The organism is Colwellia sp. NW0002-52-1 (genome assembly GCF_057550865.1).
In genome coordinates, this window is the sequence record NZ_BAAJLU010000011.1 from 103,667 (window position 1) to 124,225 (window position 20,559).

A 20,559-nucleotide genomic window follows, 5' to 3' on the forward strand; every position below is an offset into this window, starting at 1 on the left:
ACTTTGTCTATCAAATTAAAGAGGCAATTCGCATGAATAAAGTATATCCAAGAACCTTTTCACACATAGGTATTTCAGTACCGAGCGTAGAAAAGGCGGTTAAGTTTTACACTGAAGTTTTAGGTTGGTATTTAATTATGGAGCCTACCGAAGTTATTGAAGACGATAGTGCTATAGGTGTTATGTGCACTGATGTTTTTGGTGCCAATTGGGATAAATTTAAAATTGCGCATATGTCGACAGGTGATCGCATTGGTGTTGAGTTATTTGAGTTTAAAAATCAACAAAATCCAGAGAATAACTTTGAGTACTGGAAAACAGGTGTGTTTCACTTTTGTGTGCAAGATCCAAACCTTGAAGAGTTAGTAGAGAAAATTGTTGCCGCGGGCGGTAAAAAACGTATGGCAGAGCCTCGTTACTATTACCCAGGAGAGAAGCCTTATCGGATGATTTATATGGAAGACCCTTTTGGCAATATTCTTGAAATCTATAGTCACAGTTATGAGTTAACTTATTCACAGGGGGCTTATCAATAACTAGCCAAATAAAAGCTCACGATAAATGATTTAGGATGCTTACTTTAATGGTTAATCGCCTAAGTCATTTTTATCTAATACATATAAATAACAGCGTTCAGGTTAGTTAATAATAAGCTATGTGGTTTATATCATGACCTTCTCTATTAGAAAGCATCTACCTTCTATACTGAGTGCTACTACTCAACATTCGCTATATTAAGTCACCAGTATTGAACTTTATTGTTTATTGGGTCGTATATACTTAATAATTATGGTGTAGTTGTTATGCTATTGATTGAAATGAAAATAGTTTAAAGCTTAACCGCCATTTATCAAAATGAAGGTAAAATGGCTAACGCAGCAACTAATTTAAAGTGTCACACTTTTTTGCCATGTTTGAATAAGGCGGGCTTAAGATGCAACTCGCGATTAAACTACCTTTACTTGCGCTATGTAGGTGGACTATAGGGATACTATGCTAATGAAAAACAATAACGTTGCTTTGAGCGACTTACTACAGGTGTTTAATATAGTAACGACTCATGGAAATAAAATAGAAGGTAACTATGAATTTGAAGGTATTAAAGCTTGGCATGACTTTGACGGCTATACCTGCTTTTTAGGCTATAAAGATTTAACCTTAACGCTTTTGTTTCATGGTCGTTATACCTTTGACTTTACAGAACAAGAAACCATGGATTTGTTCTTGGCTAAGATAAATAAATTATTAGTGTCAGCAGCATGAACAGAGTTAACCCGAAAGTATTAATCAATAGTAAATGGTCTAAGCGGCATGTGGAAAAAAAAGAGAAGCACTTTGTTATTACAAAAGTAGAGTTTGACGAACAAAAAAATGTTGTTGAATGTTTAATTACCGCGGTTATTAATGGTAATGAATATGCTATTAATTGGCGTGATTTAAAAGATCCTAGATTTTGGCGCTTTGGTTGGCAGTAAACTTTCTATTTTAAGCACACTAACATATAATTTTTTACCTGAGCTGCAACTAAATACACCACATTACGAAGGCGATTATGTGCATGGCAACGACCAAGGCAGTAAGGTGCATTCGTAATTTTAAGTAGTCATAATTCTCTGGATCTGCTTGATCAAAATGATATTCACACAACAAGGATAAAAGATAGATTTTTGCTAAGGCTACAAGCGCAATATAGTTAGGCAAAAGTAAAGTTAGAAACGCAAATAAACTGAATATGTTACTTAAAATGTGCAGTTTAATGCTTTCTTTACTATTGAGCTTTCGCCATAAGGTTCCAGCAATAAAGCTTAATATAATGGCACTGTAAAATATAAATACTTTAACAGCAGATATGTTTAAAAGCTCTTCAATGTATGCACCAAAAGCGAATATCAGTATAAAGGGGGCCAAACCCAAATAGCCTAAGTAGTTTTTTATTCGCATTATGAGCTCTTATCAGTTTAAATTCATTTCCAAGTGTCTACATACGTAAAGCTCCAATACTTAGATCACAAAGAAGTAGACCAAACTAATCTTATTTTCATTTCAATACGTATAAATTAAAACAACAGTAAAAATGGTGAGCAAGGTTGTTATGAGTAAAAAGCCTATTTTGTTCAATTTAGTCGGATTCAACATAGCTTGGTTTGGACTAGTTTTTATCGGAAATTTATTTATACCTATAGCCAGTATGATATTTATTGCTCAGCTTTGGTTTTTTCGAGTGACTAAAAACGAAATGTTATTAATATTTTTGGTAGCGGCTGCAGGTATTGGGCTTGATCACGCTTTAGTCTATTCAGGAGTTTTTATTTTTCCTGGTAGCCATGGTATTCCGCTCTGGCTAACCACCCTCTGGTTTGTTTTCGCTGGGACTATTCGACATAGCTTGGCGTTTCTTGAAAACTCGAAGCTATTACAACTTTTTGTCGGGGCTATTTTTGCACCCTTAAGTTATATCGCAGGGGCCAAATTATCGGTGGTTTATTTCGTACCGTCATTAGGTGTTACTTATTTCTTACTTGCCAGTGTATGGGCACCGTTAATGTTAGTTATTTTTTCGTTAAGTCGTTGGCTGCTAACTTTAGAGGAGAAAAGCAATGTTGGTTAATGCTAAAGCATTTAAAGCAATGTTCGTGATTATTTTTTTATGGCCTTTACAAACTTTTGCTAATAAAAGTAATGATTTAGTAAATGGTGCAAAGAGTATTAATACTGAAATAAGTTGCGCTGCGCCAGATCAGCCATTCATTAATCCGAATAACCTATCAGCATACTTGGCAGAACAGCCTTTTATTTTATTAGGTAAAGCCAAGTTTTCAGTGTTGTTTTGGGATATATATGAAAGCGCCTTACTCACCACCGATGGTCAAAGACCGTTTGAAGATACCTGCCAGCAATCGTTATTCGAGATTGAATATTTGCGCGATATCAGTAAAAAGGACTTATTAGATAATACCGTATCGCAATGGCAACATTTATCATTTAAAGAAAGTGAGTATGCGGTATTTTTACCTTTATTAGAACGAATATGGTTAGACATAAATGCTGGTGATAGGCTATCAATGTTAACTCAAGAGAATAAAACGTTATTTTATTTAAATAGTAAATTCATTGGTGAAATTGACAGTGCAACGTTTGCTAAAACGTTTCTCAGTATTTGGATAGACGAAGGTACCAGTGAACCTAAGTTACGATTAAAACTACTAGGAGATAATGCGTGATTAAATACCTAAGTATGCCGATAATTATTGGCCTAATTTTCTTGCTATCAAGTTGTACAGCACAGTTATCAGACTACAAAGCAACATCGCCGAGCTTAGATATAAAACAATACTTTACCGGAAAATCGATAGCTTGGGGAATGGTGCAAGACTATAGCAATAAAGTTACGCGTCGTTTTTGTGTTGAGCTTGATGGTCAATGGCAAAATAATGAAGGTATATTAAAAGAAGTGTTTTATTTTGCTGATGGTGAAATTAGTTATCGGAATTGGCAGTTAACAAAGTTAGATCAAGGTTATTATCAAGGACGTGCTGAAGATGTGGTTGGTGTAGCTATGGGTCAACAAGTGGGGCTTGCTTTTCAGTGGCAGTATAACTTGAGCGTACCAGTAGATAACGATGTTATTGAACTTTCACTAGATGATTGGATGTACAAAATTGATGAACATCGTGTTTTTAATCGAACAAAAATGAAAAAATTTGGTGTAACCGTTGCAGAAATAACCTTGTTCTTTGATAAGCAACCACCGGTTAAGCGCTGTGAATTAAGTAATTAACGCTTTAAATAAGCTTTGTTATACATTATTTGATCTTTTCTAAATTTATTACGTATAACTAAATTATGTATAAAAAAATATACAAACAAATTTGTTCCCGCTGTGTAAATCCCTTGCCTCATTATGAGGCTTTTTTTTGATCGTTTTTTAGCTTCTCTACGTATAAAGAACATCTACTAACATAATTGAGTTACTTAACGCCGATGCCTACTATTAACTTACCTATTTTTCCGTTGCCGATATTTATATTGCCGCAAGGTATTACACGGCTGAGAATATTTGAAGCGCGTTATTTAAAAATGGTTTCGTTAGCAATGAAAAACCAAGGGTTTGTTATTTTAAGTAATGATAAAGATGATAAATCTAGTGCCCCGCATGTGGGGAGTTGGGTTGAGATAATAAATTTTGAACAGAGTTACGATGGTATTTTACTCATTGATGTTCATTGCAAGTGCCTTGTTGATATACAAAGTATTAGCCAAGATAACATTAAACTTCATCATGGCAATGTAAGCCCAGTAGCGCACTGGTCTGAAGTTAATTTAGATGAAACTACCAGTGAATTATCCACTTCACTTAGTAAACTTTTTAATGAAAACAATGAATTAAGTGACTTATATCAAAAGCAATGCTTCTCAAGCGGCGATTGGGTAGTTGCACGTTGGATTGAGCTTATTCCAATAGAGTTATCGGAAAAAATAATGTTCACCACTCAAGACTCGTACAGCCAAGCCAAACAACTTTTACAGCGCATAATTTTAGCCGATGAATTAATTTAAATACTAAAGTGATCTTATGATGTTCGCACTGCGTATTAATTGTCATAAGTAAAATATCGGGTAAGAACTATGCAGTTATCGCATTCAGAGTTGCCAAGTCATAAAGCAAATGCTACATCTAGTGATATGACTAATAAAATCGATCATCCCCAACTTTGTCAATGGCTTAAATTGATAGCTGACAATAGAGACAAGCAAGCATTTACTGAAGTGTTTAGCTTCTTCGCACCCAAAATTAAAGGTATTGCACAAGGTAAATTAAACAGTGAAGCGCTCGCCGCAGAAGTTGTGCAAGACACCATGACTAATGTCTGGAGAAAAGCGCACCTATTTGACGATAACAAAGGCGCGGCAACAACTTGGGTTTACACCATTATGCGTAATGTTACTTTTGATTTGTTACGTAAAATGAAAGCTAACAAAGAAGACACACTTAGTGATGATATATGGCCACTGGCTGAATCTGAACATACAGAAGACGACGTTTTTAGTGACCATATTCAAAGCCGTAACTTAAAAGGTATTATTGATACGCTGCCTGAAAATCAACAACAAGTGGTGAAAGGTTTTTACTTTTTGGAAATGTCGCAAGAGCAGCTTGCTGTTCATTTAAATTTACCACTAGGCACAATAAAATCTCGACTAAGGCTTGCGCTTGGTAAGCTGAAATTGAAATTAGGAGAAGATCATGATTAAACACCACCCTAAATTTTCCTTGTTAAAAAGTTTTGTGGATGGTGATTTGCCTGCTTCGCTTGCTGCAGGTATAGCAATACACGCTGACATGTGTCCAATCTGCCAACAAAAAATATCTCAGCTTACAGAACAAGTTGCTGAAGCTAGCTTTGAGCAAGACATGCTAATTAAAATGCCAGTATCAGAAAGTGCTCATACGCTTGAAGCTGCACAAATGAGCTTCGATGACATTATTAGTGAAATTACAGCTTCTGATGACATCGCGCCGGCAAAAGTTATAGCAAAAGAAAAATTAATAACTTTTAAAGGTATGCAGTACTCACTTCCTAATGCGCTACGTAATATGGAGTTAGGTAGAACTGCTCAAATTGGAAAATTATCTCGCGCTCGAATCAATTTAGGTGAAGGGGAGATTCATACCAATTTATTGCATATTGGCCCTGGTGGTTCAATCCCTGAGCACACTCACAAAGGCTTTGAGTTAACACTTTTGTTAGCGGGTACTTTTGCTGATGAACAAGGTGAGTATGTTGCGGGTGATTTTATCATGCTAGATAAACGTCATCAGCACCAACCCGCAACAGAACATGGTTGTCTTTGCTATACAGTAGCTAATGATGCACTACACTTTACCCAAGGGATTAATAAATTACTAAACCCTATTGGTGCGTTTATCTACTAGTAGAGATTGTTATGTATAAAGAATTTGGCAAAGAAGATGTTATTGTCGGCATCAGTGCATGTTTAATTGGTGAGAAAGTTAGATTCGATGCTAGCAACAAACCTTCTAATTTTTGTAATAAAGAATTGGGGCAGCATGTTACGTACAAAGCTTATTGCCCAGAAGTTGCTGTTGGTATGCCGATACCCCGACCGACTATTCGTCTGATCAAAGATGAACAAATGATAAAAGTATCTAGACCTGACGGAACAGGTGATGTTACGGCAGCAATTAAAGCCTACGGCAAAAAAATAGCCTCACTTTCACAAAATCTTAGTGGTTATGTGTTTTGTGCTAAAAGTCCAAGCTGCGGCATGGAGCGTGTAAAAGTATATTCACCAAGCGGAGACCCTTTACAAGCTCAAGGTGTTGGTGTGTTCTCTCGAGAAATTATGAAAGCCAACCCGTTATTGCCTTGTGAAGAAAATGGCCGTTTAAACGATCCTATTCTGAGAGAGAACTTTGTTGCTCGAGTTTATACTTATCGTCACTGGTTGTCGGTAGTTGAGTCTGGCATAAGTAAGCATAAACTTACGAGTTTTCATGCCCAATATAAATACACACTAATGAGTCATGATCTTGTTGCGTATAAGCAGCTAGGACGTTTATTGGCCAGTGCAGATATTGCGCTAGAAGATATGGCTGAGCAATATATAGCGGGGCTAATGACTGCTTTAAAACGGGTAGCAACACGTAAAAATCACGCGAATACACTTTCTCATATTCAAGGTTACTTCTCGAAATACTTAAATAAAGATCAACGCAAAGAACTATCACAACAAATTGATGCTTATCGTGAGGGATTAATGCCTTTAATGGTGCCTTTAACGCTGATAAATCATTATTTATTGGGTCATCCTAACGATTACTTAGCTCAACAAGCTTACCTAAACCCATATCCTGAGTCGTTAAAATTAAGATACGGCTATTAAACCCAATTAATTATTAAGGAATGTCCTTGTTACTTTGGTTTCGCAACGATATAAGAATTCACGATAATCCAGCCTTAGATTATTTCCTCCAGCAACATCAAAGCTCGGAAATGGCAAAGGCCATTTTTTTTGTCAGTGAAAAACAATGGCTAACTCATGATTGGTCAGCGATTAAAATTGATTTTATCAAGCGTCATGTTAATGCACTGGCAGAGCAGTTGTTATCATTAAATATTACCTTAGAAGTTGTACATTGTGATGATTTTTCAGCGCAAATTTCTTACTTAAAGCAATATTGCCAACAGCATAATATTGCTGAAGTTATTGCTAACCAAGAAATAGAATTTAATGAGCAACAGCGTGACGCCGCGTGTATTGCCCAAGGCGTTCCGTTACGCATGTTTGAAAGTGATGTCATTGTAAAAAAAGGACAAGTACTTAATAAAACTAATGAAATGTATAAGGTGTTTACACCCTATAAACGTGCATGGCTAAGTTATGTTAAACAACACGGTTTTTCCTATTTAGGTAAACCTAGCTCGGTACTTTCAGCAAGTCAGATTGAAGAAAAAAAACAAAATTTTGAAGCGCCATTAGATTGTGTTGGCACGTCAGATTCTTGGCCGTTAGCTGAACAAGTTGAGCAACAGGTGATTCCTGATTTTTATCAATATAAAGTCGCAAACTATGCTAATAAACGTGACTTTCCTGCGATAAAAGCAACCTCTGGTTTATCTCCTTATTTAGCCATAGGTGCCATTAGCCCTCGTTATTTGCTTATGCTTTTTCTGCAACGATTTCCCGATATTTTAGTGGCTTCAGACAGTGAAGAATTTACTTGGCTAAATGAATTAATTTGGCGAGAATTTTACCGAAATTTAATTTTCCACCGACAAGATTTATCTAAGCATGCCTGCTTCAATCCTAAGTATAGCGCAGTGAACTGGCCGAATAATAAAACCTTATTTGCTCAATGGTGCGAAGGTAAAACGGGTTACCCTTTGGTTGATGCGGCAATGAGACAGCTAAACCAAACCGGCTGGATGCATAATCGATTGCGCATGGTGGTGGCGAGTTTTCTAACAAAGCACTTATTAATTGATTGGCGCTGGGGAGAGAAATACTTTATGCAGCAGTTAATTGATGGTGACCTAGCTGCTAATAATGGCGGTTGGCAATGGGCGGCAAGTACCGGCTGTGATGCTCAACCTTATTTTCGAGTCTTTAACCCGATCAGACAAAGCGAAAGATTTGATCCAAAAGGTGAGTTTATACGTAAATTTATACCAGAGCTGGCGCAATTGCCTGATAAAGAAATACATTTTCCGCATAAACATATTGCAAAAGAAAGGTTATCAATTTATTGGCCAGCAATAGTTGAGCATAAGCAAGCAAGGTTAGCGGCACTTGATTTTTATCGGTAATAATCGTCATTTAAATAGGTATAACAGGTAACCTATTTTAGCCTTGTTTAGCGTCCAAAAACTATCTACTGAATTTAAGTAGATTCGTCGAAACTATGAAGAGTGTTTATGTCAAATAATAAAGCTATGCGTGTTAATGAGTTATCTGCTCATGGTCAAAGTTTAGCCTGGTTGGTTAAGTTTGTGGATATTTATCAACAATTATCAATCGACAACTTACAGTTACTCAACGAGGTTTATCATCGCGATATTATTTTTATAGATCCATTACATCAATTGTCGGGTATTGAACAATTTAATCATTATTTTAAACAACTCTATCAAAACCTTAATTATTGTAATTTTTATATTGAGCACGTATTGGTGGATGGAGAAGAAGCCACAATTTATTGGCAAATGAACTACCAACATCCACGTTTAAACTCAGGCAAGGTGGTAAGTGTTCAAGGCAGTTCTCATTTAAAAGGTGTTGAAGATAAAGTTATTTATCATCGAGATTACCTAGATTTAGGTGCGATGCTTTATGAACAGTTACCTTTATTTGGCCGCATTATTCGTTGGTTTAAAAAGAAGGCAGTATCGTAATGAGCAGACAAAAGACAGTGCTTATTACAGGCGCAACGTCAGGTATAGGTGAATCATTGTTGCAGCAATATTTAGCTCATGATTATCAAGTAATTGCCTGTGGTCGAAATGAGCAGAAGCTAAAACAATTATCAAACCTGCATCATAATATTATTCCACTGGCTTTTGATGTTACAAATACCGAGCAAATTTGTCAGGCAGCAAGTCAGCTTAGCGAGATAAAGCATATTGATATCTTAATGTTAAATGCTGGCGATTGTCGTTATATTGACGATGCCAAATCATTTGACGGTGCACTTTTTTCTAGCGTTATCGCCACCAACTTACAATGCTTAGGTCACCTGTTAGAGAATTTTTTGACTAAAATTCCTCAGGGTGGAAAAGTGGTTTTCATTAGCTCTAGTGCCACTATATTACCTTTTCCTCGAGCTGAAGCTTATGGTGCCTCGAAAGCGGGAGTTGACTATTTAGCGAATAGTTTACGATTAGATTTAAAAGCAGAAAATATAGCCGTTACTTTAGTGCACCCAGGGTTTATAAAGACACCATTAACAGATAAAAATGATTTTCCTATGCCATTTTTACTCACCAGTGAACAAGCCGCGAAAAGAATATACCAAGGAGTTGAAGTAGGTAAATCGTATTTGCAATTCCCTAAGCGCTTAACTTTAATTATGAAGTTAATTGCATTGCTGCCAACGTTTGTTTGGCAGGGTATGGCTTTAAAAAATAACAATAATGTAAAGGATAACAACTGATGAAACGTATTGCCGTTATTGGCTCAGGAGTTTCAGGTCTAACCGCCGCCTATTTGCTGTCGAAAAAGCATCAAGTAAGTGTTTTTGAGAAGTCTGCCAATATTGGTGGCCATACGGCAACTGTTGATGTTGAATTAGCCGGACAACACTATGCTATTGATACAGGCTTTATCGTTTTTAATAATAAAACCTATCCAAACTACTTAGCGCTTCTTAATGAAATAGGCATAGGTAAACAAGAAACCGAAATGAGCTTTTCAGTACATAACTCAGATTCGGGCATGGAATATAACGGCCATAACTTAAACACATTGTTTGCTCAGCGTCGCAATATATTTAACCCTAAATTTTGGTTGTTAGTAAAAGAAATTCTTAGGTTTAATAAGCTTTGTAAGCAAAGTTATCACGCTAAAAACTATGATGAGAGTTTAACTTTAGGAGATTTTTTACAAGAAAATGACTTTGGTTATTACTTTGCAGAACATTATATTTTACCTATGGGGGCGGCTATTTGGTCTAGCTCATTGATACAAATGCAAGAGTTTCAATTTCATTTTTTTGTTAAGTTTTTTCATAATCATGGATTATTAAATATAGCGGACCGCCCTCAGTGGTACGTTGTGCCTGGTGGGTCGAGAAGTTATTTAGCGCCGCTGTGTGAGCCATTTGCAGATAATATCCATCTAAATGCGGATATAAAAAAGATTACGAGAGAAAATAATGCAGTACAGATCTATTTTACCAATGGTGATGTGCAAACGTTTGATGAAGTTGTTATAGCCTGTCATTCAGATCAAGCACTGTCATTATTGGGTGATGCAACTGAGCAAGAGCAAAAAATTCTCGGCGCTATTCCATATAGTGAAAATTCAGTGGTTTTGCATACCGATATTAATTTATTGCCGAAAAGGAAAAAGGCTTGGGCAAGTTGGAATTATCAGTTAAATGGTAATAGAGCTAAGCCTGCTAGTGTGACTTACAATATGAATATTTTGCAAGGTTTAAGCTCAGATCATACTTTTTGTGTCACTTTGAATCAGCTAGAAGATATAGATCAAAGTAAAATTTTACGTGAATTTACTTATCATCATCCGGTTTTTTCTACAGAATCTATAAATGCTCAGCAAAAACGCTTGGAAATATGTGGGCACCAACATACTCATTTTGCTGGGGCATATTGGTATAGTGGTTTCCATGAAGATGGCGTTAGAAGCGGTGTAGATATTGCTCAACGCTTTGACTGTTTTTTGCAGCCTTTAGCTTCAAATCACGCTAATGACTGATCTTTCAACATTAAGTCACATTTATCGCGGACAAATTAGACATAGGCGCCATACCCCAAAGTCGCATAGTTTTAGTTATAAGCTTTATATGCTTGCGTTAGATGTTGACGAAATGCAGGCAAAGAAAGTGCCTGGTGGAATTTTGGGTTTTTCTTGGTTCAACTTATTGAGGTTTAAAGAAAGTGATTACCTTAGAGGTGAACCAAACACACTTAAACAACGTATAAAGAATAAGGTAGCGTCGTTATCGGGTTTTGAGGATATAAGTCGCATTAGTATGCTAGTTCAGGTTAGGTGTTTAGGTATTTATTTTAGTCCAGCCAATTTTTATTTTTGTTATGACGTTAGCAACAACTGTACACAAGTGTTGGTTGAAGTAAGTAATACGCCATGGAACGAAAGGCACTATTATTTAGTCCCCTTGATTAGTAGCGATAAAAATAAAGCGGCAATACCACACTCAACGAATAAGAACTTTCAGGTGTCGCCTTTTATGGATTTAAATATGTGCTATAAGTGGCGTATTAAGCCACCAACTGAGCATAGTTCAAACTTAATGGTGCATATTGAGAATCATTTATATGGTCAAGATAATACTGAAAAAATGTCTGATACCGAGTTAAAGCAAGACAGAAGAATATTTGATGTCACGATGAATTTAACTAAAGCTGCATTTAACCGCACAGCGCTATGGAAGCTTTGGCTAAATATTCCAGTAATGACCCTAAAAATTATTTTTGGTATCTATTGGCAAGCCATGAAAATATTTTTAAAACGTATACCTTTTATTGGTTATCAAAAAAGTAAATAAAAATTCTAAAACAGGAGTTTAGTGGTGGAACAAGTATCAGGTTTGAAAGTTAAAAAACCAGCAAGTTGGATAGAAAAACGTTGTCGTAGTTTAGTTTTCAACGTATTTGCAAAAATTCAATATGGTCAAATTGAACTCGTTGAGCATAACCAACGTTTACTTTTCCCAGAATTTGCTGAAAACAAATCTTTACTTGGTCGTATTAATATTCATGATAACAGTGTCTATAAAGACTTTGTTAAAGGTGGCTCTATCGGTGTAGCAGAAGCCTATATCGCAGGGAAATGGAGTAGCCCTAATTTAACCACGGTTATTCGTATATTTGCTCGTGCACAGCAAGAAGTAGACAAACTTGAAAAGCAAAAACCTTGGTTAACTAAGCTTAAATATGCGTTGTTGCATCGCGGGAACCGAAATAGTCAGTCAGGATCTAAGAAAAATATTTTGGCACATTATGATTTAGGTAATGAATTGTATACGCGCTTTCTTGACCCCGAAATGATGTATTCTTCGGCGATATACCCAAGCCAAGATGCCAGTTTAGCTGATGCGCAATTACATAAAATGTCGACCATTTGTCAGCGTTTAGAGTTAACGGCAAGTGATCATTTATTGGAAATAGGGTCAGGTTGGGGCGGCTTAGCCATTTACGCTGCACAACATTATGGTTGTAAAGTAACCACCACAACTATATCTGATGCACAATATGATTATGCTAAACAGCGTATTGAGCAACTAGGACTTAAAGACAAAATAACCTTACTAAAACAAGACTACAGAGATTTAACTGGTGAATTCGACAAACTCGTGTCGATTGAAATGATAGAAGCGGTTGGTTTTGAATATTTACCGAGTTTCTTTAAACAGTGCAATGAAAGATTAAAGCCGGGTGGAAAATTGTTGATCCAAGCCATTACTATTGCCGATCAACGCTTTGAACACTACAAACGTAATGTCGACTTTATACAGCGTTATATTTTCCCTGGCGGTTTTTTACCTTCGGTTACTGTTTTGACCGAAAATTTAACGCAATATACTGATTTAGTTACCGAATCGGTTAATGATATAGGTTTAGATTACGCAAAAACGCTTGCTCATTGGCGCGAAACATTTTTACAATCTTGGCCTGAATTAAAGCCATTTGGTTACGATGAAAAATTTAAGCGACTTTGGTTGTATTATTTTGCTTACTGCGAAGGGGCTTTTCTTGAACGCTCAACCAGCACAGTGCACTTAGTTGCAAGAAAATAACATCAAAAATATTGTCTTGCCCAGTATCAGTTATAAAGCGACTAAAGGCTGAACAAAGCAGAAAGCCTTTGTTCAGGTTTGCTGATAGTAAAGATATTAGAGCTGTTCATTAAGCAGTTTTATAAAATATTTTACACTGATCGGTCGACTAAACATATAACCTTGCACCGAGTTACAGGCATTATCGACTAAGAAGCTTAATTGTTCTTGTGTTTCTACTCCTTCTGCCGTGACACATAAATTTAAATTATGTGCCATGGCAATAACTGCCTTTACTATGGCTTTATCGTTATCGTCAGCAACAATTTCTTTAATAAAAGTTCGGTCGATTTTTAAGTAATCTAACGGTAATTTCTTTAAGTAAGAAAGTGAGCTGTAACCAGTACCAAAATCATCAACCGATACACTCATGCCCATTGCTCTTGCATTGCTTAACAATGTTTCTACAACTGAGTAATCATCAACTAATACATCTTCAGTTACCTCTAACTCTAATAAATAAGGGTTAACTTGATTGTTTTGAATACAGTCTTTTAAATAGGTAAATAAATTGCTATCGGCGACTTGAGAAGGAGATAGGTTCATTGATATTTTAATATCAAAGCCGAGTTTGCTTAACTGTTTTGAGATTTGGCAGGTACGATTAATTACCCATTCACCTATGGTAATTATTAAGCCGCTTCTTTCGGCTACTGGAATAAAATCATCAGGGCTTACCAAGCCTTTTTCAGGGTGATTCCAACGAATCAAGGCTTCAGCTTTATTGATACAATTTGTTTTTATATCAATAATAGGTTGTAAATAGAGTTCAAACTCGTTATTTGTTATGGCTTGCCTGAGCTCTTGCTCAACTATAATAAGATGCTGTGAAGCGTCTTTCATTGATTGTGAGTAAAACTGCACAGTATTCTTTTTATTTTTCTTTCCATTATAGGCACTCAAATCAACAAACTTCATCAATTCATCAACATTTTGAGCGTCGTTAGGGTAATTGGCTACTCCAACGCTGATACTAATATGAAAACTGTTCGATTTTTTTGTGTGAAACGGTTTGTTTATACTTTCAATAATTCGCTGAATAGCCAATTCGCAACTAGTTTGGTTGTCAATGTTTGCAAGAATAATTGCAAATTCGTCACCGCCAACTCGGGCCACATAGTCTGTAGACTTAACTGCTGCGCTAATGCGTTTACTCAGCTCAACCAGTAATTTGTCGCCTTCTTCATGGCCATAAAATTCGTTGTGGCGCCTAAATTCGTTAATATCGATATAGAGTAAATAAAATGCTTGGGCACTAATAATATGTTTTTCTAGTGTTTGTAAAAAAGCATAACGATTTGGTAACTCTGTTAGCATATCTTGCATAGCAAGCTTTTCGTTACGCTGAACCAAGTGTTTAACTGTACTGATGTCGTTGGCAAATATTATCCAATTCTCAACTTCATGCAGCTTATTTAATACAGGATAAAAAGCTACTTTTAGCCATTTAAGTGTCGATGGTGGCGAAATCCAACATAATTCGCCATCCCAACTTGAGTGAGTCGCTATTATTCGTTCGTACTCAGGTAATTGGTTCTGCATTAAGTTAAGAATAATATTGATGGGACGCTTAGGCTCTGAGCCGTGAAACGTTTGTTCTTCAAAAAGACTAAGGGCTGCCGTGTTTTCTATATTTGTATTAAAATCGCTACTGGCAATAAATACCGCGAATTCAGCATTTTCTATGACTTTAGCCAGAGTTGTTAAAATATGACTTTGTTCTGAGGGTTGGTTTAAAATTGAGAGTAATCGAGTGTGTAAATACTCGTTTTTCAAGAAAAGCCGATCATAGGATAATAAAACTTCACGTGCTACCTGTTTAGTTTTTTGTTGTACTTTAAAGTCTTCACGTTGGTTTGTTATAACCAGAATATTATGCTGTTGTTGTTTTATTGCGATAGCCTCTAAATGTAATTCTGTATTATTTAATGTTGTTTCAGTCCACAAACCTGAACGTAACCTGCCGTTTTCATTTTCTTTCCACAACAATTTGGCGTCGTAGAGAAAATCGAATAAAAAAGGTGTTTCTTCATTGATGGTAAATACTTGCTGATTGCCCGCTTGTGGAAATAAATCATTCGCCCAGTCTCCTTCGCCTTCTACCCACCTAACGGTTCCGGTTGTAGGATCAATAACTTCTAAAATGATTTGTTCAAGGGCGTTTATTACTTTATTTAATAGCGAGGTCATATTTACTCATCCCTTTAATAACAACTTAGCCAAGGCTAAAAACATGGCTTCTACATTTTCCCCTGTTTTAGCGCTGGTAGAAAAATGTAGATCAAACAAGTCTTTGTAAACCTTATTTTCATGGTTTTCAATATTCCAAGTAGCAGGTAAGTCGTTCTTATTAACGGTTAATACAGCAGGGCAGTTACTCACTTGTCGAGCGAGTGTATGTATATCTAAACCTTCATGAAATGAAGATGTGCGGGTTTGATCAACAACGATAATGTAAGCAGCTGCGCCACGTAAGTACCTTTCTTGAAAAACGTTATAAGTGTCATTACCTTCCATATCCCAGAGCATGAACTGAATTTGTTTATTTTCGAAGGTGATGGTTTTTTTGTCTATTTTTACCCCTATGGTGGTGAGGTATTTTTCACTAAAAATACCTTCAACAAATTGTTTGACCAAACTTGTTTTGCCAACACTGGATGCCCCTAAAAGGCATATTTTCTTTTGAATCAAAGCGTCATCTCCATATTCGACAGCTAGGTGGTTTTATTAAGCTTTTAATTCTTGCTTTGTATAACTCTACATGTTCGTAGTATGAGTAAAATACTACGCTTATTTTTGCTAGTGTCACCTTATTATTTAGGCTGTTAATTGTTATTGGTAAGAATAACATTAAACATCACGGTTCTTGCTGAGTTAGTGATATCGTTAATATCAATTTGTCCCAAGCCTAAGACAAACATTTTTGTTTTATCAATACCGAACTGCTGTAGTACATCAGCAGCGTTATTTGCTCTTTGTAGGCTAATGGTTAAGTTAGTCGACTTATTGCCGGTATTATCACTGCTGCCTAAAACGAGTAAGCCAAACTTTAAGTTAAGTGTTTGTGCCAGCGGCTCTAATTGTTGAATGTATTGATAAAGTCGCTTTAAGGTAAGTTGCATCTCAGGGGTAATGGTTTCAACAGCAACAGGGAAATTCAATTGTAGCGCTGCAATTCGGCCAATAATCTCATTAGCTAACTGTTGTTTTACTTGTTGAGTATCGGCATTAGGTTGGGATGTTGCTAACTGTAATTGTGCCTTATTTAAATTATTACCGACTGTAAAGCCTGCAAGCCCTAAGGTGTTTAGGAGTTGTTCGGTTTTTGTTAGGTTTAAAGTACCAGAAAGAACGAGGAGATTATTTTGCCAAGTAAAATTAACGCCAGGATATGTATTATTAATACGTTCTATACGTTGGTGTAATATCGGGATGTCTAAAGAGTAATATTTACGCTCTATTATTGTGAAGTGTGCCACATTTAATACATTGCTGTTAAGCCAATCAGTTAATTCAATAGCGTCAGGATCGCGTAATACATCAAGCGTTATTGCCTTGAGGTTATCTATTTCAAGCTGCTTAATAATGACCCCAGGTTGAGAGTCTAACTGCATTATTTTGTCATGTAATTGCGACGTTTTTAACCAATTAACGCCTTTGTACCCGCTATATAACAATATTAAAAGAACAATGGCCCAAGCAAACCAAGGTGTTTTTTGCTTGCTAGTCAGAGCTTCTTTTTGTTCTGATAATAAACAGTCGCGAAGCAGGCCGTCAGTTTTGCCAAATTGTTGGTTATCGCCATTAAAGTTATTGAGATCTTCTAGGTATAAACTATGGATGTTTTCAACGGTTAATTGGAGTTGATCGCTTATGCTTTGTGGGGGATTTCCTGTTACTGCTGCCACAACAAGGGCACTTGGACCGGGTTTTATTAATAAATTAAAGTTTTCTGTACTAACTGATTGTAATTGTTCTTTGAGCTGATCATCACTCGTTAAAAATGAATCACCAACAAAATCGTTAATCGCTGTTAACATTGCCGAGACAATGTCTGCATCACTCTTGTTTTCGCTACCTAATGCGACAGTGTTTAACAAAAGACCGGTTTCTCGGTGAATAAGAAAAACATGCTCCACACGATAGACAAAAGTTTGTGAGGCGGCATATTGTGCGTAACTAACGCCAGTTTGTCGGGCTTTAAAACGCCACGTTAGGCCTTTAATTGTGAAACTGTTTTCTATTAATTGATTGGTTTTTTCCATAAAGTCGCTGAGAAAAGCCGCGACTGATTTTCTCACTAAACTACCAACAATGGGATATAAAGAAGTGACCATTTGTTCGCGGTTATGGGCGACAGATGTTTGAACTGAATCTTCTACAAAGGGTTGTAGTACTTTATCTACTGAATTATCTTTTTGCTGCCTATCGTGCAGCGCTTCAGTGATAACTTCAGCTACTATTTTACGGGCATCTTTTCTTAAACTGTCTGTAATTCTACTGTTATCTTTACCCAGTAATAATGTACGGACTTGTTCTAATTGTTGCGCTGATTCAGCTTCTTTTGCTGCATCGGATGGCATTATAATTCATCATCTTCTAAATTAGTCGCCATAGTTGCTAGCAATTTAGCGAGTGTTTTTCTGTCGGTTTTTGATGAACTAAGCTCTTTTGATACGCTTTCAAGGTGTGTTTTTAATTGATCAAGTTGTTCGTTAAAGTTATGAGAGAGTGTTTGGCTACCACTATCTAGTGCTTGTTCCATAGCTTTAAAGTCTTGTTGCGTAGCTGTAGCAAACATTTCATGTTCTGACGCTAAACTGGCAAGATCTTTCTGTATGACTAATTCGTTTTCATCATGTGTTTTGTCTAGGTGCTGTATTCTTTGTTCAACATCGGCAAACTGTTGAGTGAAATTTTCTTGCATTTTATCAAGCCGATTTGTAATGCTAATGTTCTGCGTATTTAATGCTTGTTCTAAATCACTGCGCGTTAATGCAATTTGCTTTTTTAATTGTTGTTCGGCAACGCCAAATACAATTTGTCTGAGTTGATCTAGTTCATTAACGGGAGATTCATCTTGAGGCTCTGATTTCTTGGCGGTTTTATTGTTAGACATCTACTACATTCCATTATTATTAGACAATTGTGATAAATTTAGTGTAACGCAAAATTTGAAAACATCCTGTTTTTCACGCATTTAGTCATCAAAAATACACCTATTTAACATTATTATACTTGTTTATGATTGTCTATAATTTGTAAGCGATGTGCGGTTTATTATTCATAAGATAGATTTAAGTCAAAAAAGCATTTTAAAATATGACTTTAGTGATTTGGATGATGAAATACAGCACAGGAGGGCGATCAATTAAATGCATAATGAGTATTGCGCCTTTAATTAGTAAAATTATTTCATGCAAAGAGCTCAACTCCGTAGTGCTTAAACAAGCAATGAGCAGGTTTTTTAGTTAATTCGAATGCAAAAATTGAAGGGTTAATTGAATTTGACTACATATTATCCATGGCACAAAGCCGCTTAAACGTATGGAAGCGTAAAGTTTGGAACTTAATCTGCTATAGCAGACTCTATTGTATTACTTGATCAAAAAATTTTACAGTGGAGTTATTTATGCAAGATGATAATCAACTTATTTTTACCTACCCAATCGTAAACCACTTAATAACTGCTGCAGTATTTATGTTACTAGCCGCTATTGTACTCGTGGCTTAGTTTTTTCGACCGAATTCATTATGGTGTTTTAACGTCACATTTCTGCAATAAAGCTTTCATCGTTCGTTCATTTTTCTTTTACCTTACTGTCATTTTTAGTGCTTAGCATGCTGGTGATGTTAGTGCATGTGCATTAGCAAAACCTATTTCACTAAAAACAACACTAAAGGAAGCATTATGAACTCGACCTGGGTTTCACTTTCAGCTTTGTCATCTTTTTTACTCTCTAGCGTTGCCGTCGCTGGCGTTTTACCTAATGTGCAAAAAGACAGCCAATGGTTTGTTGATGGCCAACAAACAGTACTGGCTAAAACGAAATTAACAACACGCAATAAAGCAAAAAATGTCATTTTATTTGTCGGTGATGGTATGGGACTTTCTACCTTAACCGCAGCACGTATTTTAGATGGACAAAATAAAGGTCAGTCGGGTGAAGAGGGCTATTTGAGCTTCGAAGAGTTTCCTTATTCAGCGCAAGTAAAAACCTATAATGTAGATGCACAAACGCCTGATTCCGCTGGCACCATGACGGCAATGATGTCGGGTGTTAAAACCGATGTTGGCGTAATTGGCGTTGATGAAGATATTGAGCGTGGTGATTGCTCAACTGTTAGTGGAAATGAATTAGTTACCTCATTAGAAGTGGCCGAGATTAAAGGCTTGTCGACGGGGATTATTTCAACGGCTCGTATTACTCATGCAACACCGGCAGCCAGTTATGCAAAGTCAGCTGATCGTAATTGGGAAGATGTATCTGATATGCCAGAAGCTGCTGTAACTGCAGGCTGTATCGATATTGCCAGCCAGCTTATTGATTTTGAAAAAAACCTTGAACAACGTTTTCCAGGCGTTGATGTTGACGGAATTGAAGTGGCATTTGGTGGCGGTCGTCGTCACTTTTTACCTAAAGATGCCAGCTTTAACAGCGCCGATGCTGTCAGTGCTATCGAAGGTGATCGTACTGATGGCGTTGATTTAACCGCTAAGTGGCAAGAGCAGTATCAAAATGGTCAATATGTTATTGACCAAGCCGGTTTTGATGCTATCGATGCTAGCAGCACAGAACGTGTATTGGGTTTATTTAATGAATCGCATATGCAATATGAAGCTGACCGCAGCAATGATATTGCCGGTGAGCCTTCGCTAACACAACTTACTAGCAAAGCTATTGATATTTTAGATAATAATGACAAAGGTTATTTCCTTGTTGTCGAGTCTGGACGCATTGATCATGGTCATCATGCTGGCTCTGCCTATAACGCTTTAACCGATACCATCGAATTCTCTAACGCCGTACAAGCTGCTATCGATAACACTAACCCAGAAGAAACTTTAATTTTAGTAACGGCTGATCATAGTCATGTCTTTACGATTGCTGGTTACCCGAAACGTGGTAATCCTATATTAGGCAAAGTGGTTAATGTGGGGGCAACTGAACCTGCGTTAGCCGATGATGGCATGCCATACACCACTGTTGGTTATACCAATGGTAAAGGTTTTAGAAACTTAGTGAACGAAACTAATGCTGATTTAAGCTATAACGATGATGCTTTAGCTGGTCGCCAAAATTTAACCACGGTTGATACGACAACAACCGGTTTTCATCAAGAGACCACTGTACCTATGAGTTCAGAAACCCATGCAGGCGAAGATATTAGTCTACATGCCTCTGGACCAGGTGCGCATTTGGCACAAGGTGTTATCGAGCAAAGTGTTGTGTTTCATATCATCAATCAATCTCTTGGCTTAATTGCTAAATAACCTGCTA

The 20,559-nt window shown here is 36.7% G+C and carries 22 protein-coding genes; 17 read left to right on the top strand and 5 right to left on the bottom strand.

Translation table 11 applies throughout. The features are described from left to right. Window positions 1-32: 32 nt before the first annotated feature. The 3 genes from AC27H3_RS12065 to AC27H3_RS12075 all read left to right on the top strand — a co-directional run bounded on the left by AC27H3_RS12065 (window position 33) and on the right by AC27H3_RS12075 (window position 1,475). Window positions 33-536, top strand: a complete 504-nt coding sequence (locus tag AC27H3_RS12065; RefSeq protein ID WP_085306058.1) for a lactoylglutathione lyase family protein — start codon at window positions 33-35, stop codon at window positions 534-536. Window positions 537-999: 463 nt separating this feature from the next. After that, window positions 1,000-1,263: a DUF3081 family protein gene (locus tag AC27H3_RS12070; protein ID WP_487106526.1), complete on the top strand. Its 264-nt coding sequence runs from the start codon at window positions 1,000-1,002 to the stop codon at window positions 1,261-1,263. After that, the gene (locus AC27H3_RS12075) at window positions 1,260-1,475 is read left to right on the top strand and encodes a TIGR02450 family Trp-rich protein (protein WP_487106528.1); all 216 of its coding nucleotides are present in this window, start codon (window positions 1,260-1,262) and stop codon (window positions 1,473-1,475) included. The genes AC27H3_RS12070 and AC27H3_RS12075 overlap by 4 nt, the downstream gene beginning before the upstream one ends. 49 nt (window positions 1,476-1,524) lie before the next feature. On the opposite strand, the gene AC27H3_RS12080 is transcribed toward AC27H3_RS12075, so the two are convergent. Then, a complete protein-coding gene (locus tag AC27H3_RS12080) occupies window positions 1,525-1,941 on the bottom strand; it encodes a DUF3429 domain-containing protein (protein WP_487106530.1) in 417 nt (138 codons plus the stop codon). 151 nt (window positions 1,942-2,092) lie between these two features. Here AC27H3_RS12080 and AC27H3_RS12085 point away from each other — a divergent pair, with 151 nt between their 5' ends. From AC27H3_RS12085 to AC27H3_RS12145, 13 genes are all read left to right on the top strand, one after another. Next, window positions 2,093-2,608, top strand: coding sequence for a DUF2878 domain-containing protein (locus tag AC27H3_RS12085; protein ID WP_487106532.1), 516 nt, complete (start codon window positions 2,093-2,095; stop codon window positions 2,606-2,608). Continuing rightward, entirely contained in the window at window positions 2,598-3,221 is a 624-nt protein-coding gene (locus AC27H3_RS12090; RefSeq protein WP_487106534.1) for a chalcone isomerase family protein, read from the top strand. Before AC27H3_RS12085 ends, AC27H3_RS12090 begins: the two co-directional genes overlap by 11 nt. Further along, window positions 3,218-3,778 carry a DUF3833 domain-containing protein gene (locus tag AC27H3_RS12095; protein WP_487106535.1) on the top strand — a complete coding sequence of 187 codons (561 nt, stop codon included), beginning with the start codon at window positions 3,218-3,220 and terminating at the stop codon, window positions 3,776-3,778. Before AC27H3_RS12090 ends, AC27H3_RS12095 begins: the two co-directional genes overlap by 4 nt. A 203-nt stretch (window positions 3,779-3,981) precedes the next feature. After that, on the top strand, window positions 3,982-4,557 hold the full coding sequence (locus AC27H3_RS12100; protein WP_487106537.1) for an LON peptidase substrate-binding domain-containing protein: 576 nt from the start codon (window positions 3,982-3,984) through the stop codon (window positions 4,555-4,557). 69 nt (window positions 4,558-4,626) lie between these two features. Continuing rightward, window positions 4,627-5,253 carry a sigma-70 family RNA polymerase sigma factor gene (locus tag AC27H3_RS12105; RefSeq protein WP_487106539.1) on the top strand — a complete coding sequence of 209 codons (627 nt, stop codon included), beginning with the start codon at window positions 4,627-4,629 and terminating at the stop codon, window positions 5,251-5,253. Beyond that, window positions 5,246-5,935 carry a ChrR family anti-sigma-E factor gene (locus AC27H3_RS12110; RefSeq protein ID WP_487106540.1) on the top strand — a complete coding sequence of 230 codons (690 nt, stop codon included), beginning with the start codon at window positions 5,246-5,248 and terminating at the stop codon, window positions 5,933-5,935. The genes AC27H3_RS12105 and AC27H3_RS12110 overlap by 8 nt, the downstream gene beginning before the upstream one ends. Window positions 5,936-5,946: 11 nt before the next feature. Continuing rightward, complete coding sequence (locus tag AC27H3_RS12115; RefSeq protein ID WP_487106541.1) at window positions 5,947-6,906, top strand: YbgA family protein; 960 nt, start codon at window positions 5,947-5,949, stop codon at window positions 6,904-6,906. A gap of 20 nt (window positions 6,907-6,926) precedes the next feature. Next, window positions 6,927-8,330: a deoxyribodipyrimidine photo-lyase gene (phrB, locus tag AC27H3_RS12120; protein ID WP_487106542.1), complete on the top strand. Its 1,404-nt coding sequence runs from the start codon at window positions 6,927-6,929 to the stop codon at window positions 8,328-8,330. A 108-nt stretch (window positions 8,331-8,438) separates the two neighbouring features. Beyond that, window positions 8,439-8,915 carry a nuclear transport factor 2 family protein gene (locus AC27H3_RS12125; protein ID WP_487106543.1) on the top strand — a complete coding sequence of 159 codons (477 nt, stop codon included), beginning with the start codon at window positions 8,439-8,441 and terminating at the stop codon, window positions 8,913-8,915. Next, a complete protein-coding gene (locus tag AC27H3_RS12130; protein ID WP_487106545.1) occupies window positions 8,915-9,673 on the top strand; it encodes an SDR family NAD(P)-dependent oxidoreductase in 759 nt (252 codons plus the stop codon). The genes AC27H3_RS12125 and AC27H3_RS12130 overlap by 1 nt, the downstream gene beginning before the upstream one ends. Then, window positions 9,673-10,956 carry an NAD(P)/FAD-dependent oxidoreductase gene (locus AC27H3_RS12135; RefSeq protein WP_487106547.1) on the top strand — a complete coding sequence of 428 codons (1,284 nt, stop codon included), beginning with the start codon at window positions 9,673-9,675 and terminating at the stop codon, window positions 10,954-10,956. The genes AC27H3_RS12130 and AC27H3_RS12135 overlap by 1 nt, the downstream gene beginning before the upstream one ends. Further along, on the top strand, window positions 10,949-11,767 hold the full coding sequence (locus AC27H3_RS12140; protein ID WP_487106549.1) for a DUF1365 domain-containing protein: 819 nt from the start codon (window positions 10,949-10,951) through the stop codon (window positions 11,765-11,767). Before AC27H3_RS12135 ends, AC27H3_RS12140 begins: the two co-directional genes overlap by 8 nt. Before the next feature lie 24 nt (window positions 11,768-11,791). Continuing rightward, complete coding sequence (locus AC27H3_RS12145; protein ID WP_487106551.1) at window positions 11,792-13,018, top strand: class I SAM-dependent methyltransferase; 1,227 nt, start codon at window positions 11,792-11,794, stop codon at window positions 13,016-13,018. A 96-nt stretch (window positions 13,019-13,114) separates the two neighbouring features. Here the strand turns inward: AC27H3_RS12145 and AC27H3_RS12150 are convergent, their stop codons facing one another. From AC27H3_RS12150 to AC27H3_RS12165, 4 genes are all read right to left on the bottom strand, one after another. Beyond that, the gene (locus AC27H3_RS12150; protein WP_487106553.1) at window positions 13,115-15,247 is read right to left on the bottom strand and encodes a putative bifunctional diguanylate cyclase/phosphodiesterase; all 2,133 of its coding nucleotides are present in this window, start codon (window positions 15,245-15,247) and stop codon (window positions 13,115-13,117) included. 6 nt (window positions 15,248-15,253) lie between these two features. After that, window positions 15,254-15,748 (bottom strand): Rab family GTPase, encoded by a 495-nt coding sequence (locus tag AC27H3_RS12155; protein ID WP_487106555.1) that lies wholly within the window; start codon window positions 15,746-15,748, stop codon window positions 15,254-15,256. 134 nt (window positions 15,749-15,882) lie between these two features. After that, on the bottom strand, window positions 15,883-17,640 hold the full coding sequence (locus AC27H3_RS12160; RefSeq protein WP_487106557.1) for an OmpA family protein: 1,758 nt from the start codon (window positions 17,638-17,640) through the stop codon (window positions 15,883-15,885). Beyond that, window positions 17,640-18,176 carry a hypothetical protein gene (locus tag AC27H3_RS12165; RefSeq protein ID WP_487106559.1) on the bottom strand — a complete coding sequence of 179 codons (537 nt, stop codon included), beginning with the start codon at window positions 18,174-18,176 and terminating at the stop codon, window positions 17,640-17,642. Before AC27H3_RS12165 ends, AC27H3_RS12160 begins: the two co-directional genes overlap by 1 nt. Before the next feature lie 792 nt (window positions 18,177-18,968). Between AC27H3_RS12165 and AC27H3_RS12170 the strand changes: the two genes are divergently transcribed. Further along, window positions 18,969-20,552, top strand: a complete 1,584-nt coding sequence (locus tag AC27H3_RS12170) for an alkaline phosphatase (protein WP_487106561.1) — start codon at window positions 18,969-18,971, stop codon at window positions 20,550-20,552. The last annotated feature ends 7 nt before the right edge of the window (window positions 20,553-20,559 follow it).